At 66.1% G+C, this 15,501-nt stretch carries 13 protein-coding genes; 6 read left to right on the forward strand and 7 right to left on the reverse strand.

The window, feature by feature from the left end:
• Positions 1-124: 124 nt before the first annotated feature.
• A complete protein-coding gene (locus OK352_RS05440) occupies positions 125-2,629 on the reverse strand; it encodes a sigma-70 family RNA polymerase sigma factor (protein WP_265140435.1) in 2,505 nt (834 codons plus the stop codon).
• Positions 2,630-3,155: 526 nt separating this feature from the next.
• Here OK352_RS05440 and OK352_RS05445 point away from each other — a divergent pair.
• The 6 genes from OK352_RS05445 to mnhG are packed head-to-tail and all read left to right on the forward strand — an operon-like array spanning position 3,156 to position 9,348.
• Entirely contained in the window at positions 3,156-6,056 is a 2,901-nt protein-coding gene (locus tag OK352_RS05445; RefSeq protein ID WP_265140436.1) for a Na+/H+ antiporter subunit A, read from the forward strand.
• On the forward strand, positions 6,053-6,529 hold the full coding sequence (locus tag OK352_RS05450) for a sodium:proton antiporter (RefSeq protein WP_265140437.1): 477 nt from the start codon (positions 6,053-6,055) through the stop codon (positions 6,527-6,529). The genes OK352_RS05445 and OK352_RS05450 overlap by 4 nt, the downstream gene beginning before the upstream one ends.
• The gene (locus OK352_RS05455) at positions 6,526-8,088 is read left to right on the forward strand and encodes a Na+/H+ antiporter subunit D (protein ID WP_265140438.1); all 1,563 of its coding nucleotides are present in this window, start codon (positions 6,526-6,528) and stop codon (positions 8,086-8,088) included. Before OK352_RS05450 ends, OK352_RS05455 begins: the two co-directional genes overlap by 4 nt.
• Positions 8,088-8,714, forward strand: coding sequence for a Na+/H+ antiporter subunit E (locus OK352_RS05460; protein ID WP_265140439.1), 627 nt, complete (start codon positions 8,088-8,090; stop codon positions 8,712-8,714). The genes OK352_RS05455 and OK352_RS05460 overlap by 1 nt, the downstream gene beginning before the upstream one ends.
• A complete protein-coding gene (locus OK352_RS05465) occupies positions 8,711-8,983 on the forward strand; it encodes an MrpF/PhaF family protein (RefSeq protein ID WP_306387774.1) in 273 nt (90 codons plus the stop codon). Before OK352_RS05460 ends, OK352_RS05465 begins: the two co-directional genes overlap by 4 nt.
• Positions 8,980-9,348: a monovalent cation/H(+) antiporter subunit G gene (gene mnhG, locus OK352_RS05470; protein ID WP_265140440.1), complete on the forward strand. Its 369-nt coding sequence runs from the start codon at positions 8,980-8,982 to the stop codon at positions 9,346-9,348. The genes OK352_RS05465 and mnhG overlap by 4 nt, the downstream gene beginning before the upstream one ends.
• Before the next feature lie 96 nt (positions 9,349-9,444).
• Here the strand turns inward: mnhG and nagA are convergent, their stop codons facing one another.
• The 6 genes from nagA to OK352_RS05500 are packed head-to-tail and all read right to left on the reverse strand — an operon-like array spanning position 9,445 to position 15,013.
• Complete coding sequence (gene nagA / locus OK352_RS05475) at positions 9,445-10,641, reverse strand: N-acetylglucosamine-6-phosphate deacetylase (protein WP_265140441.1); 1,197 nt, start codon at positions 10,639-10,641, stop codon at positions 9,445-9,447.
• Positions 10,638-11,426 carry a DeoR/GlpR family DNA-binding transcription regulator gene (locus OK352_RS05480; RefSeq protein ID WP_265140442.1) on the reverse strand — a complete coding sequence of 263 codons (789 nt, stop codon included), beginning with the start codon at positions 11,424-11,426 and terminating at the stop codon, positions 10,638-10,640. The genes nagA and OK352_RS05480 overlap by 4 nt, the downstream gene beginning before the upstream one ends.
• Complete coding sequence (locus tag OK352_RS05485; RefSeq protein ID WP_265140443.1) at positions 11,423-12,277, reverse strand: class II fructose-bisphosphate aldolase; 855 nt, start codon at positions 12,275-12,277, stop codon at positions 11,423-11,425. The genes OK352_RS05480 and OK352_RS05485 overlap by 4 nt, the downstream gene beginning before the upstream one ends.
• Positions 12,274-13,194, reverse strand: coding sequence for a 1-phosphofructokinase family hexose kinase (locus tag OK352_RS05490; protein ID WP_265140444.1), 921 nt, complete (start codon positions 13,192-13,194; stop codon positions 12,274-12,276). The genes OK352_RS05485 and OK352_RS05490 overlap by 4 nt, the downstream gene beginning before the upstream one ends.
• A complete protein-coding gene (locus OK352_RS05495; protein WP_265140445.1) occupies positions 13,191-14,126 on the reverse strand; it encodes an ROK family protein in 936 nt (311 codons plus the stop codon). The genes OK352_RS05490 and OK352_RS05495 overlap by 4 nt, the downstream gene beginning before the upstream one ends.
• Positions 14,123-15,013, reverse strand: coding sequence for an SIS domain-containing protein (locus OK352_RS05500; RefSeq protein ID WP_265140446.1), 891 nt, complete (start codon positions 15,011-15,013; stop codon positions 14,123-14,125). The genes OK352_RS05495 and OK352_RS05500 overlap by 4 nt, the downstream gene beginning before the upstream one ends.
• Positions 15,014-15,501 lie beyond the last annotated feature (488 nt).

Raw genomic sequence — 15,501 nt, forward strand, 5'->3', positions numbered from 1 at the left:
CCGAGCAGCCATTTGGGCCGCATAAGTCGCGGTTACCGGGGTGCAAAGCTGTCCGGGTGCTAACCAGCCGGGCTGGCAGAAAGCCAGAAGGCGAGCGGCCTATGGCAGAGCGCCTGTCGGGGAATCAGGGCCACGTGAAACCAGGAATTTCCTTGAGCTTAATGGGCTCCACAATCCACTCCTCGGAGTCGCCGGTGCTGATGCTGATTGTGGAGGATTGGAAGCCCAACCACGGAGCGAGCAGAACTTCGCCGTCATCAAACGTGACGTTTCCGTTCGCGTCCACTGTGCCTGTCGCTGTGTCCGTGAACGAACAGTTGGTGATCGTGACCGTGACGACGTCCGTGTCGTCGGGGATATCGTCCAGAGACAGCGATGTGACGGTGCGGCACCCCGGCAGCAGGCCGTCGTCACAGCTCACCCACGAGTGGCTCAGAGTGATGTTTGAGATCGTCGACTCGGACGACTCACCACCGTCGCCGTCTTCGTCGTCGTCGCCCTCATCGCCGTCACCGTTATCGCTGCCGTCACCGTCGTCGAGCGGAGCCTGGACGTTGATGACGGTCGGTGCTGACGTCTGGTCATTCAAAGTCGCCGTCACCGAGACCGTGTAGGAACCCGGTGGGAGGTCCGTAAGAGGGAGCGTCCACGATCCGTCATTGTCGCTGGCCTCTGTAGAGAAGGTGAGGTCATCCGAGGCCGATGCGGTCGTCGACATTTCGGATCCTGTTCCCGAGGCGGTGGAGGCAGTTGCCGTCGAGGACTCGGACCCCGTGGCGGACAACGCCGTTGCGATCGGAGAAGGGGGACCCGTGGCGGAGAACGTCGACCCGGTCGGCGATGTGAGCGCAGAGGAGGATGTCGTCGGCGCGGTCGAGGCGACAGAGCCCGAGGATGAAAGCAGCGATGCCATCCCCGTGGACACGGGTACCGATGATGAACTCGTGCTCGGTGTCGTCCCCGTCGCCGACGACGAGTCGAGCGCAGACAGCGCAGAGAAGAAGGCAGCAGCCGACGTCGCTACCGGTGATGCGCCGAGCGCGGAGAAAAGAGCCGCTTGGGCTGTCGCCGCACCCGCGGATGCCGACGCGGTCGAGCCAGAGACGCCGGATGACGACACTGACGAAGCGTCGCCCTCGTCGGCCAGTTTGGCCTTGGCGTTGATCTCACTGCCCGGCGCAGCATTGCCCCTCAACACGGGATCGCCATTTTCGTCGCTGTCGATGTTCTCGTTGACCGTAGGGGCCTCGACCGGGCCGGGAGATGGGTCCGGTTTGATCGTTTCGTCGCCATCCGAATGATTCGGCTTGTCCGGCTTCGACGGCGGCGAGCTCTCGTCCGCACCCGGCTCGTCCTCTGGCGGGTCCTCGGCTGGCGGATCGTCTGCGGGAGGCTCATCCGCAGGCGGGTCGTCAACCGGCGGTTCGTCCGACGGAGGATCCTCCGCTGGTGGATCGTCGGCCGGAGGTGTGTCGTCTTTCGGCGCAGCATCCTCAGCCTTATCGTCTGGCTGCTGGGCCGACGGTGGCTGGCCCGCTGCCTGCGGGGGAGATACCTGGCTGCCATTGTCGAAGATGGGGAGCGACGGCACGAAGATCACCGCCGCCGCCACTGCCGCGGCCAGAACTCCAGCTGCAACGGTGCTTCCAACCGCGATCGCGCCCGTCGAGAGTCCGGATGCTGCGGATGTCGCACCCGCGCCACCGGCACTTCCGCCGCTGCCCGCGCTGCTTGATCCGGCCCCTGCTGCCGCGCCTGCTCCAGCCACCGTCGGGCCGCCCACACCTGCCGCGACGCCCACCGGCATCGCCATGACAGCGGCAGTCTGTCCGGACTGCAGCCACGCCAGGTAGGCGCTGGCGCCCGTCGCCCCGATGGTGAGCGGCAGGAGCACGAGGGCGATCCGGGAGCCGACAGCCTTCGCTTCGGCCAGAACGATCGTGCACTTGGCGCACTCGTCGAGGTGATTGTCGAATCGCACGGTATCGCGCTTGCCGAGAGCGGACCGCGTATACGACCCCATGCGCTCGAGCGTCCACCGGCAGTCTGACCCCTCGGCTGCCGCGTTGATGTGTGCCTGGATCCACGCCTGCCGCAGCCCCTCACGGGCGCGGTAAGCGAGGGCGGCGACGCTGTTCGCCTTCATACCGAGCAACGGTCCGACCTCTGCCGGAGTCATCTGCTCGACCTCGGAGTACCAGAGCACCTCCTGCCAGCGTGTGGGGAGACTCCGAAACGCCGTCGCCGTCAGCCCCCGATCGAGCGCAGCCTCTGTCGCTGCCTCACTCGTTGAAGGGTCTTCAAACGTCTCCAGCGTGTCAAGCGACGTCTCGCGACGCTTGCGCCCCCACTCGGCCGCCGTGTTGCGCAGCGTCGTGAACAGATACGGGCGGAACGCTCCCTTGGGGCCTCCGCCCCTGCGCACCGCCGTGAAGACGCGAACAAACGCCTCCTGCACAAGGTCGTCGTGGTCGAGGCTCGACGTGATCGACCGGGCAACGGTCATTCCCGCGGCCGAGTGTCGCCGCCACAGCTCTGCGTACGCAGCCTCGTCACCGTTGCGCGTGCGCTCGAGCAGGCTCGCGTCAGACGCGTCGCTGGCACGGGCACGGAACATCGGTTGCTTCATTTCTCTACGGGGCGTGGAATCAGACAGAGAGCCAATCAAACGGAGAGCCTCTGAGTTAAGAGACGCCGTCAGAGCCAAATTATGACGCCGTCGGCCATTCTCTGTCAGGAGAATGCAAAAATCCACAAAAGAATGTGAGAAGTCGCGTCATAATCCGGTACGAACTGCATCTCTCATGGTGAAGGACAGTGCACGAACTGCCACGCGGCGAGTGTACTGGACGCCATCGTCCCTAGCGGTGGCCCGTCAGCACTCGCTCTGCGAGTGGCACGGATACCTGGTGGTTGACCCGAACATCACCAGGGTCCGACTTCGGGAGCACGCCAGCGAGGTCGGATGCGGTGGGGCGCGGCACACCATGGGGGTAGCCGCGCCCCATCGCACGAGATTTCGGCGCTTCAACAGCATCCCGCAGCGATATATTCCATGTTCGGCATTGACGCGTTTCCTCGGTACTTTCACCGGAATGACTGCAGCTGACTCTGTAGAATAAGGAGAAACCGCCGCCGACATCTCGGAGACGCGCATGGCAGTGCTCTTGACCGCATTCTTGGTGCTGTCAATTGTCACGCCAAATCTCACCCGCTGGCTCTCCACACGAGTCTTCTTCGTCGTCGCGCTCGTTCCCTTTGCGGCATTCGTCCTCACCCTCGCCCAGACACCGACGGTCATCGGAGGGCAGGAAGCACTCGAGTCCTACCCGTGGATCCCGTCGCTCGGCGTCGAACTGTCATTCCGCGTCGATCCGCTTGCCTGGCTTCTGTCTCTCGTCGTGACCGGCGTGGGCACGCTTGTGCTGCTGTACTGCGCGCACTACTTCACAGCCGACGAACCGGGGCTCGGCCGTTTCGCCGCGATCATGCTGGCGTTTGCCGGGACGATGTACGGGCTCGTAATCACAGACGACATCATCGTGATGTTCATGTTCTGGGAAATCACGAGCATCCTGTCGTACCTGCTCATCGGGCATTACATCGGGCGCAAAGAGTCCCGCGGTGCGGCGTTGCAGGCCCTGCTCGTCACCACGTTCGGTGGGCTCATCATGCTGATCGGTGTGGTGATGATGGTTGTCGCGACCGGCTCCACCTCGATCGCCGCAATGGTGGATAACCCACCGGGCGGGCCCGCCGTTGCGACAGCGATCATCTTGATCCTGATCGGCGCCCTGTCGAAGTCCGCGATCGTTCCGTTCCACTTCTGGCTTCCGGCGGCCATGGCGGCCCCCACTCCCGTGAGCGCCTATCTGCACGCGGCGGCGATGGTGAAAGCCGGCATCTACCTTGTCGCGCGCTTCGCTCCCGGGTATGCCGACTCGCCGGGGTGGATGCCGACGCTCATCGTTCTCGGGCTCGCCGCGATGCTCGTCGGTGCGTGGCGGTCGCTGCGGCAGTACGACCTCAAGCTCGTTCTGGCCTACGGCACCGTGAGCCAACTGGGATTCCTGATGGTGATCGCCGGCTTCGGAACGCACGACGCCGCTCTCGCCGCCCTGGTTCTGCTGCTCGCCCACGCCCTCTATAAGGCGACGCTGTTCCTCGTCGTCGGCATCATCGATCACCGCACCGGCACACGCGACTGGCGCAAGCTCTCAGGAGTCGGCCGGCGCACGCCCGTGCTCATGATCGTGGCGGCAATCGCCTGCCTTTCGATGGCGGGCGTTCCGCCGCTCCTCGGCTTTGTGGCGAAAGACGCCGTGTTCACGGCATTTTTCGACGCCGCGCTCGCCGGCAGCGTCTGGGGGTGGGCAGCGCTTATCGGCACTGCGCTCGGTTCGATCCTCACCGTCGCATACACGGCGCGTTTCTTCTGGGGCGCCTTCGCTCACCGGGAGAACTGCGAAAAGACGCCGCTGCACGACGACGGGCCAGGGCTGCTCATCACCCCTCTCGTGCTCACGGTCGGAACGCTCGCGCTCGGTGTCATCCCCGGCATCCTTGACGCACCGCTGGGAAAATACGCCGGCACCTTTCCCGACGACGGTTCCGCACATCTCGCTCTCTGGCACGGCTTCCAGCCGGCACTTGCGATCTCGGCCGGTGTGTTGATTGTCGGCCTTCTGCTGTTCAACTGGCGCACGCTCGTCGCCCGCGTGCAAGACCGCGTGCCGGATTGGATCGAGGCGTCACGCGGCTACTGGTCGATCGTGAGCATCGTCGACCGGTTCGCGGCCCGCAGCACGATCTTTGCCCAGCGCGGCGGTCTGTCGCAGTACCTGTCGACGATTCTCGTCGTGTTCGTCGCCGGCATCGTGTACACGCTGTCGATGAACCGCACGTGGCCCGACGGCATCCGGCTCTATGACTACCCGGCGCAGCCGGTCATCGGCCTGGTCATGGTGATCGCCGCCATTATGGCCGCGTTCGTCGAGAAGCGCATGACCGCCGTGCTGCTCGTCGGCATCACCGGTTACGGGCTCGTCGCGCTGTTCGCACTGCATGGCGCCCCCGACCTCGCGATCACGCAGGGGCTCGTCGAAATGGCGACGATCGTAATCTTCGTGCTCGTTCTCCGGCGGCTTCCGGTCAAGATCGCGCAACACAACAAACCTGTGCATAAGAAACGGCGGATGCTGATCGGCGCCCTCGTCGGAATCACGATGGGGATCGTGGGCATCGTCGCCCTCGGCGCGCGGCAGGCCGAGAGCATTTCGGCGCAGCTGCCCGACCTCGCCGTGAACGAGGGGCACGGCCGCAACGTCGTCAACGTCATGCTCGTCGACATCCGCGCCTGGGACACGATGGGAGAGATCTCGGTGCTCATCGTCGTAGCGACGGGGATCGCGAGCCTCCTGTTCGTCTCTGGGCGCGTCGGTGTCATGCCGCGCATCGATGGTGCGCGCGCTCGTCGGCGGCGGGCACGACGCCGCCAGGTCGTGTACGACCCGCTCGCTCCGGCACACGGCTTGAGTGAGACGCGGCATACATGGATCTTCGCCGGACGGACGCTCTCGCTGCACCACCGGTCGATCCTTCTCGAAGTCGTTGTACGGCTTCTGTTCCACCCCGCGATCCTCGTCTCGATTTACCTGCTCTTCGTTGGGCACAACGAACCGGGCGGCGGGTTCGCTGGCGGCCTACTGGCGGGACTCGCCCTCATCGCGCGGTACCTCGCGGGCGGGCGCTTCGAGCTTGCGGAAGCTGTGACTGTCGATGCGGGGAAGATCCTCGGCACCGGCATCCTGCTGGCCGTCGGCACTGCCGTGGGGTCGCTGTTCTTTGGCGCGGACGCTCTCACATCTGCATACCTCGAAACCGACGTCGCCGTGCTGGGACACCTGTCCATCGGCACGTCCACCATCTTCGACATCGGTGTGTACCTCGTCGTCGTCGGGCTCATTCTTGACATCCTGCGCAGCCTCGGCGGCGAAGTCGACCGGCAGCTCGACGACGCCGAAGTCACGGTCGGTACGCGAGGAGGTGCGGCATGACGGCATCCCTTACCCTTGTGATCATCATGGCTGTGCTCTACGCGGCCGGCGTCTATGTGATGCTCGAACGCAGTTTGACGCGCGTGCTGATCGGGTTCCTGCTCGTCGGAAATGCGACAAACATTCTGATCTTCATCATGAGCGGGCCGAGCGGTTCGGCGCCGATCGTCGATGGAGCGACAGCGGATGCTCCCATGGTTGACCCGCTGCCTCAGGCGCTGATGCTCACGGCCATCGTCATCAACTTCGGCATCACGGCGTTTCTGCTGGCGCTGATCTACCGCTCCTGGTGGCTGGCGCGGCTCGGCGACCGCGGTGATACCGTGCCCGACGAGCACGCCCGCGACACCGAGGAGAGCACAGACGCCACGTTCGACGCTGTCGACGTCGATGACCAGGCGATTCAGGACATCCTCGACGCCAGCGACGAGCACGTGGATGACGAATCTGACGAGACAAGAGGAGACCGATGATCGCCTCTCTGCTGCCTCTCGTCGTCGCCATTCCGCTGCTGGGCGCGGCGGTCACGCTCGCCCTCGGCCGCCGCACGCGTCTGCAGGTGATCGTCAGCACCGCGAGCCTCGTGCTCGTCACTGTGCTGAGCGTCGCGCTCATGTTCGACATCGACACGAGCGGAACGGCTGTCGTGCACATCGGCGGATGGGAGCCGCCATGGGGGATCGTACTCGTCGCCGACCGGCTCTCGGCCGTCATGCTGCTGATCTCGGCGCTGATGCTTCTCGGCGTCCTCATCTTCTCGATCGGGCAGGGCATCGCCGACCAGAACGATGAAGAGACACCGGTCTCGATCTTCTATCCGACCTACCTCGTGCTGGCCGCCGGTGTGTTTGACGCGTTCGTCGCGGGAGACCTCTTCAACCTCTACGTGGCGTTCGAGATGCTGCTGTCGGCGAGCTACGTGCTGCTCACGCTCGGCGGCACGGGTGCACGCATTCGTGCCGGCGTGACGTACATCGTCGTGAGCCTCGTCTCGTCGATCATCTTCCTCGCCGCGATCGCCCTCATCTACGGGGCGACGGGAACGGTCACGATCGCGCTGATCTCCGAGCGCATCCGCGACCTGCCGCAAGACATCCAGATGGTGCTCTGTGTCGCACTGCTCACGGGGTTCTGCATCAAGGCAGCGGTCTTCCCGCTCTCATTCTGGCTGCCCGATTCGTACCCGACAGCACCCGCGCCGGTGACCGCTGTGTTCGCCGGACTGCTCACCAAGGTGGGCGTCTACGCGATCATCCGCACCGACACCGTGCTGTTCGTCGATGTGCCGCTCCGCGTGCCATTGATGGTGATCGCGTTCTTCACGCTGCTCATCGGCATCCTCGGTGCTCTGGCACAGGCCGACATCAAACGTCTGCTGTCGTTCACGCTCGTGAGTCACATCGGGTACATGATCTTCGGCATCGCGATCGGAGGCGCGCACGCGCTGTCGGCCACGATCTACTACATCGTGCACCACATTGCCGTGCAGACGACGCTGTTCCTCGCCGCGGGACTCGTGGAGCGCGTGGGCGGCTCCACGTCGATCTCGCGCCTCGGCGGAGTGTTGAAAGCATCCCCGATGGTGGCAGTGCTGTTCTTCATCGGTGCCATGAACCTGGGCGGCATCCCGCCATTCTCCGGGTTCCTGGGCAAACTGAGCTTGTTCCAAGCGGGCCTCGAAGACGCTGACTGGCTCGTCTATGTACTTGTCGCGGCCGGCGCAGCTACCTCACTGTTGACGCTGTACGCGCTCGTGAGAGTCTGGAACATGGGCTTCTGGCGCAGTCGCAACGAGGTGACCGGCTACTCGTCTCCGCTGCTCGCGTCGCTGCGCGAGAGCCCCGACGACTCGGGCTCGGTCATGACGAAGACCATCTCGAAGCTTATGCTCGGCGCGACGACCGGCCTCGTCGCCGTCACTGTCGCCCTCACTGTGCTCGCCGGGCCCCTGCTCGGATACACAGACCGAGCCGCCGATTATCTGAGCACACCGGGCAACTACGTGAGCGACGTCTTCGAAGGAGGTGACTGATGGGCGACGAGAACGAACCGGGTCAGCCGGACACGTCTGAAGCGAAGCCACGCGAAGAGAAGACCTCGGTCAGCGGGCTCATCATTCTCAGCGTCGGACTCGTCGTGATCTGGATGCTGCTCTGGGGGCAGTTCACCTGGCTGTCGCTCATCACCGGGGTGCTTCTCGCCCTCGGCGTCTCGATCGTCTTCTATCTGCCGGCCGTCGAGATGAGCATCCGGATCAACCCCTGGTACACGCTGGTGTTCTTCGCGCGGCTGCTCTTCGACATCACTCGTGCCTCCATCGGCATCGCGTGGCTCGTGCTGAAGCCCCGCTACGTTCCGTCGAACGCCATCACGGCGATTCCGCTGCGGACCCGATCCGACCTGATCATGACGTGGACGGCCGAGGCGATCTCGATCGTGCCCGGCTCTATCGTGCTCGACGTCGACCGCGAAGACTCCATTCTCTACGTGCACGTCATCAACGTGTGGTCGGAAGCCGAGGTCGACGCGTTCGAAGAAGAAGTCCTGCGCACCGAGAAGCGCATTGCGCTGGCTCTGGGGACGAAGGCGGATGTCGCACGTGTGCGTGCTGGCTCGGCAGCATCCGTCACCATCAACCGCGGAGGGGAGACGCCATGACCGTCATGAACGTTCTCATCGGCGTTGCCGTCGTGTTCTTCGCTCTCGGCGCGTTGGCAGCGCTTTATCGGCTGGTCACGGGGCCGACGCTGCTCGACCGCGTCGTGGCAAGCGATGTACTGCTTGTCACGGTCATGTGCGGGCTGGGCGCCGAAATGGCAATCAACCACCACGCGACGACGCTGCCGCTGCTGCTCGTGCTCGCGGCATTCGCGTTCATCGGCTCGGTGAGCGTGGCGAAGTTCATGGGGCGGAGGGACGACACATGACCGGTGATGTTCGCGACTGGATCACGATTGTTCTCGTGCTCGTTGCCGCCGTGATGTGCCTGGCAGCGGGGGTCGGGCTTCTACGCATGCCCGACGTGCTTACCCGCCTGCACGCCGCGACGAAGCCGCAGATCCTGGGACTCATCGTGATGATGGCCGACATTGCGCTCAACACACCCGCCGTCGTGACGATCACACTCGCGATCGCGATCATCTTCTTCCAGGGGCTGACGGCGCCGATCTCAGCGCACATGGTCGGCCGCACGGGATACCGCGCCGGAAGTGTTCACCGGCAGTCCCTGGTGCGCGACGACCTGGCGACGCGCATCGAGGAAGCCGAGCGCACTCAGGCGAGCGAGAAGTAGCGCGTGCATCACCTCTCGGTCACGACGCCGTGATCAACGTCGCGCACCGACTGCTGACCGGAATTCGCCGGCCCTGCGGGCAGCGCGTCGCAGCTGTCAGCGCAGCCGCGCGCCGTGTGCCCAGACGCCGCGCACCGTGAGCTCTGAGTTCAACAGCACAGCGTCGGCGGCGAAGCCGGTGCGCAGGCTGCCGAGAGTGCCGTCGAGGCCGAGCGCCCGGGCTGGAGCCCCCGTGACAGCATCCACTGCCTGTTCGATCGGCACGCGGACATCGGTGACTGCCCGTTTGACGGCATCGTCGAGCAGCAGCGTCGACCCGGCGATTGACCCGCCCGTCTCGCTTCCGTCATCCAGCCGCGCGACGCCGTTTCGCACCGTCACATCCAGCCCACCGAGCGTGTAGGCGCCATCAGCAGCGCCTGCGGCGGCCATCGCGTCAGTGATCATGACGACCCGACCGGGAGCCTCGCCAAACAGCATCCGCACCACATCGGGGTGCACGTGCGTTCCGTCATTGATGATCTCAAGGCTCACATTGCTGCCCAGCGCCGCGATCACAGGTCCCGGCTTGCGGTGATGAATGCCGTTCATGGCATTGAAGGCGTGAGTGAGCAGCGTTGCGCCCGCATCGAACGCGGCGAGCGTCGTCTCGTAGTCGGCATCGGTGTGCCCGACGGCGACGCGCACGCCCGCGCTCGAGAACGTGCGGACAGCGTCGAGGCCGCCGTTGAGCTCGGGGGCGATGGTGATCTGCCGCAGCGTGCCGTCGGCCGCGGCCAGCAGTGTGTCGATATCGGCAGGCGTGGGCGCGATCAGCAGCTCGGCCGTGTGCGCACCCTTGTGCCCGGCGTCGAGAAACGGGCCCTCAAGGTGTGAGCCGAGAATGAGCGGGTCGGATGCTGTCAGCTCGGCGATCACCGCGGCGCGCTCGGCGAGATCGGCAACGGATGCTGTCACGAGCGACAGCACCGATCGTGTCGTTCCGTGCGCGCGGTGCACCGCGACGGCGGTGGCGATGGCTTCAGCGCCGTCGTCGTAGGCGGCCGCACCTCCGCCGTGCCCGTGAATGTCGATGAACCCGGGGGTCAGCCAGTCTCCGGCGGCATCGACGACCTCGACGCTGCCCGCGGGAGTGCCGTCGCCGTCAGTGTCCCCGCTGGCAGCCGCGGTGCGCTCGCGCCACGTGTCACCCGTGCCTGTCGCTGTCACGACAGCATCCGTCATCTCGATCCATGCCTGCTCGGTGATGCGTCCGTCGGTGACGAGCCGGGCAGAGTGGATGATGACGGTCATTCGGCGATCCTCACGTCGATGCCGCGCTTCTCAAACGCGGCAATGGTCTCGGTGCTCGCCCCCGAGTCGGTGATGAGCATGTCAAAGGAGTCGATCGGCGCGACCGAGGCGAAAGCTCGGCGACCGATCTTCTGAGAGTCTGCCACGATCACGGCCCGCGTCGCGCGTTCGGCCATCAGCTGGTTGACACGCGCCTCGCCCTCGTCGTGCACCGTGGCGCCCTGCTCGGCATCGATGCCGTTGACGCCGATGAAGGCGATGTCGATGCTGAGCTTGCCGAGCATCTCGTCAGCGTAGGGCCCCGTGAGTTCGTAGGAACGGGCGTGCACGACGCCTCCCGAGACGACGACCTTGATGTGCGGCCGGAGCGCGAGCTGCGAGGCAATGTTGATGGCGTTGGTGACGACCGTGAGCCCGGCGTCTCCCTGCGCGTCGGCGAGGTCCCCGCGTGCGGCGAGTTCGCTGGCCACGGCTGTCGATGTGGTTCCGCCGCACAGCCCGACGACGCTGCCCGGGCGCACCAGGTCGCTCGCCGCACGTGCGATCGCCGTCTTCTCGTCGGCGCGCTGCCCGCGCTTGTAGCGCAGCGGCAGGTCGTACGAAACTGAGTGACCGACGGCACCTCCGCGCGTGCGGGTGAGCAGATTCTGCTCGGCGAGGGTATCCAGGTCACGGCGCACCGTCGCGGGAGACACGTTGAGGGCGTCGACGACGTCATCGACATCGATCTGCCCGTTCTCGGCGAGCAGATCGAGCATGGCCATGAGCCGTTCTGAGCGGTTCATTGGGGCGACTCATCCGAGGCGAGAGCGAACAGCCGCAGCAACCGTTCGGCTTCCGCCGAGAGGGCGTCGCGCGCGGGTGCAAGGTATTTGCGCGAGTCCACGACAGCGGGGTTCCGGGTCAGGAATTCGCGGATCGCACCAGTGAAGATGCCGTTCAGGTGCGTCGAGACGTTGATCTTTGTCATTCCGGCACGCACCGCGAGCGTGAGCACGTCGTCGGCGACGCCCGAGGAGCCGTGCAGCACCAGGGGAACATCGAGCGCCGCGTGCAGCCGTGCGATGAGGTCGAGGTCGAGCGATGCAACGCGCTCGGTCATCGCGTGTGAGGACCCGACCGCGACGGCGAGAGCGTCGACACCGGTCTCGGCCACGAAACGCGTGGCTTCGTCCGGGTCCGTACGGACGCCGGGGGCATGCGCGCCGTCCTTGCCGCCCACCTCGCCAAGCTCGGCCTCGACGAAGACGCCGGCTGCGTGGGCGTAGTCGGTCACGCGCTTGGTCGCCGCGACGTTCTCGTTGTAGGGGAGCGTCGCGCCGTCGTACATGACGGAGCCGAATCCCAGGTCGATCGCTTCGCGTGTGAGGTCCTCGCTCTCGGCGTGGTCGAGGTGCACCGCGACACTGGCGCTCGAGCCCTCGGCCGCGGCGAGGCAGGCGCGTGCGATCGGCTGCAGCCCGCCGTGATAGGCGACGCAGTTCTGCGAGATCTGCAGGATCACCGGCAGCTGCGCGCGCTCGGCCGCCGCGACGAGACCCTCGGCCGTCTCGAGGTGGATGACGTTGAACGCGCCGATTCCGGTGCCCGCTCGGGCGGCGTCGTCGACGATGCCGCGTGTGCCGGTGAGAGTCATGATGCCTCCAATGTGGTGATCGTCACGTCGTGGGCGAGATCGGGGTGAGACGAGTGGATGCTGCCGGCCAGCGGCATGAGCACGGCCGCAGCCGACCAGGCGACGGCGCGACGCAGAAGAACATCGACGTCGCTCTCGTGTGCGGCGAGGTGGGCGGCCAGCGACGCCACGGCGGCGTCGCCCGCGCCCGTCGGATTGCCGGAGAGCACACGGTCGAGACGCGCATGCCGCACCGGGGCGTTGCCCGGAGGGACGACGATCATGCCGTCTTCGCCGAGCGAGATGACGATGGTCTGGGCACCGAGGCTCTGCAGGGCGCGGGCACCCGCGACAGCATCCGCTTCGCCCGTGGTGTCGCGCAGTTCATCGCGATTGGGCTTCAGCACCTGGGCTCCGGCTCGTGCGGCACCGAGCAGCTGCGCGCCGGTTGCGTCGGCGATGGTCGGGATGCCGGCGTGGCGTGCGTCGGTGATCAGGTCGGCCACGAGGCTCTCGGGGGCCTCGGGCGGGGTGCTGCCCGAGACGACGAGGCAGCGGGCGCCGGGCAGACGCGAGGTGATGACGTCGTGCATCTCCGTCCACACGGTCGTCGGCTGTGGGTTGCCCGACTCGTTGAGGATCGTCGTGGTTCCGGTCTCGGTTTCGACGATCGCTGTCGAGCGCCGGAGCGGCCACGGCGTGCCCACGAGCGAGTGCGGGACGGGCTCGAGATCGGCGCTGAAGGCGGCCTCCGTCGCACTCACGGGAGCGATGGCGACAGCATCCTCGCCCTGATCGTGCAGCACGCGAGCGACGTTGACACCCTTGCCGCCGGCACGCAGGGCCGCCGGAGCGACACGGTGCGTGCCTCCGGGCGTCAGCCGTTCGAGCGTGACCGTCGTGTCGAGAGCGGGGTTGGGAGTCACCGTGATGATCATGGGGTCTCCAGGATGGCACGGGCGCGCATCGCGGCGCCGACGAGGCCGGCGTCTTGGCCGATGCTCGCCTGCATGAGCTCGGGGCGCCGGTGGAATGTGAGGTGCGAGTAGAGGCGTTCGCGCACGGGGGTGAAGAGGGCATCGCCCGCCTGCGCGAGCCCGCCGCCGAGCACGATGACCTGCGGGGCCAGCAGTGCCGTTGCGTGCGACAGGCCGAGCCCGAGGGCGTCGAGTGCGGTGATCCAGACGGCCTCAGCATCCGTGTCGCCTGACCGGGCGCGTTCGAGCACTTCGCGGGCTCCGGGCACGGGAACCGAGGTGATCCGGTTGTACCGGCGCGTGATGGCTGCCGCTGAGGCAATGGCTTCGAGGCAGCCGCGGCCGCCGCAGGCGCAGGGCTCGCCGCCCGGGGCGATGACGGAGTGTCCGAGCTCGCCGGCATAGCCCTCGCCGGCGTACGGCTTGCCGTCGATGAAGATCGCCCCGGCGATGCCCGTGCCGATCGTGACAACGAGTGCATTGCGGTACTGGGATGCCGGACCGAGACGGTATTCGGCCTCGCCCGCCGCGCGCACGTCGTGCGTGAAGGATGCGGGAAGCCCGAATGCCTTCTCGGTGAGGTCACGGAACGGCACATCCTGCCAGTTCAGGTTCTCGGCAAACAGCCCGATCCCGTTGTCGTCGTCGACGACTCCGGGGGCGATGAGCCCGACCGCTTGAGGGTCGATCTCCGGATGCTGCTGGCGCAGCTCCGCACCGAGGCGCGTGATCGTCTCGAGCACGGCCTTCTCGGTGTGCTCGGGCTGGACGGGCGTCGGGGTGCGCTGCACCCCGACGATGTCTCCGTCCGCCGTGACAAGCCCCGATTTGAGATCCGTGCCGCCCACATCGAAGGCGAGCACGGGTGCTCCGGGGCCGAGAGACACGGTCATGCGTCGAGGACCACAGAACGTGTGAGGTTGCGCGGGGTGTCGGGGTTGAGCCCAGCGCTCAGGGCGCGCGCCAGGGCAACGCGCTGGGCGCGCACGAGGTCGGCGAGCGGGTCGACGCTGGCGTCTTCGAAGTGTGCTCCCGCGGCGGCGACGGCGTCGGCGAGCCCTGCGGGCGCCTCACCGAACATCCAGCTCACGCGGCCCGGTGCGGCGATCGAGATCGGGCCATGGCGGTACTCCATCGCCGAGTACGATTCGGTCCACGACTGCGAGGCTTCGCGCATCTTCAGCGCGGCCTCGTGGGCGAGGCCTGTCGTCCAGCCGCGGCCGAGGAAGGAGAACTGTTCGGCGTCGGTGAGCGCGGGGGAGAGGTCTTCCGTGAGGATCTTCTCGGTGTCGGCGATCTGCGTCGTGACGTCAGCACCGGTCGAGTGGCGCAGGAACGTCAGCGCGGTTGTCGCGAAACGGGTCTGCACGACGGACTTCTCGTCTGCGTAAGGGAACGCGATGACGTCGTTCACCATGTCGACGATCGGCGTCTCTGTGTCGCCGATGATTGCGATGGTGCGGGTGGAATCTCCCACGTGCTCCAGAAGCTCGAGGACCTCGGTCGTGGTGCCGGAGCGGGTCAACGCGATGATGGCGTCGTAGTCACGGTCGACGAACGCCTCGCTTGCGGCGAAGGCGTCGGTGATGCCGAGCCCTGCGGTCTCGCGCAGCGCAGCGTACGACTGTGCCATGAACCACGAGGTTCCGCAGCCAACCACGGCGACGCGCTGTCCTGAAGCAGGAAGCTTCGCGGCATCCTCTTTCTGCGTGATCGCGCGCGACCACATTTCGGGCTGACTTGCGAGTTCTTGGGCCATGAAGGCGCCGGCGTCTGGCATAGCGCGTCCTCTCATTTGTGCGTGAAGATGATTATTGCACAGTTACTTCAATCATGATCGATCACTTTGCGCATACCGGGATGCTGTCACGCTTGGGTGCCCGCATGTGCGCTCGGGCACAATACTCTCGCGTGGGCGCACGCACGCAAAGAACTGCCGCGCACACGGGCGCGCTGCACCCTCCGCACGTGGACGTGCGGGCTCCGCAGGTGGACGTACAGGGTCGCGCCCACACGAGAGGGCGGACGGATACGACTGCACCGTCGTGCAGCATGACACGCTGCGCCGCGTCCTCCCATGGATTCGCCGCGCCGCGCCGCGTCCAGCTACGGAGCGTCCGCGCGCCTGCACGAACACGAACACAGCGTTCTCGCGCTCGCACAAGGATGAGGTGCGAGACTGCGTACACGAACGTACCGCCCGCACATCCAAGCACGGGCACCTTGCGCTAGCAAGGACACTTTCGCGAATTTCGTCCTTGCTCCGGC

The sequence above is a fragment of the Microbacterium sp. MPKO10 genome (assembly GCF_026107415.2).
Taxonomy (GTDB): Bacteria; Actinomycetota; Actinomycetes; order Actinomycetales; family Microbacteriaceae; genus Paramicrobacterium.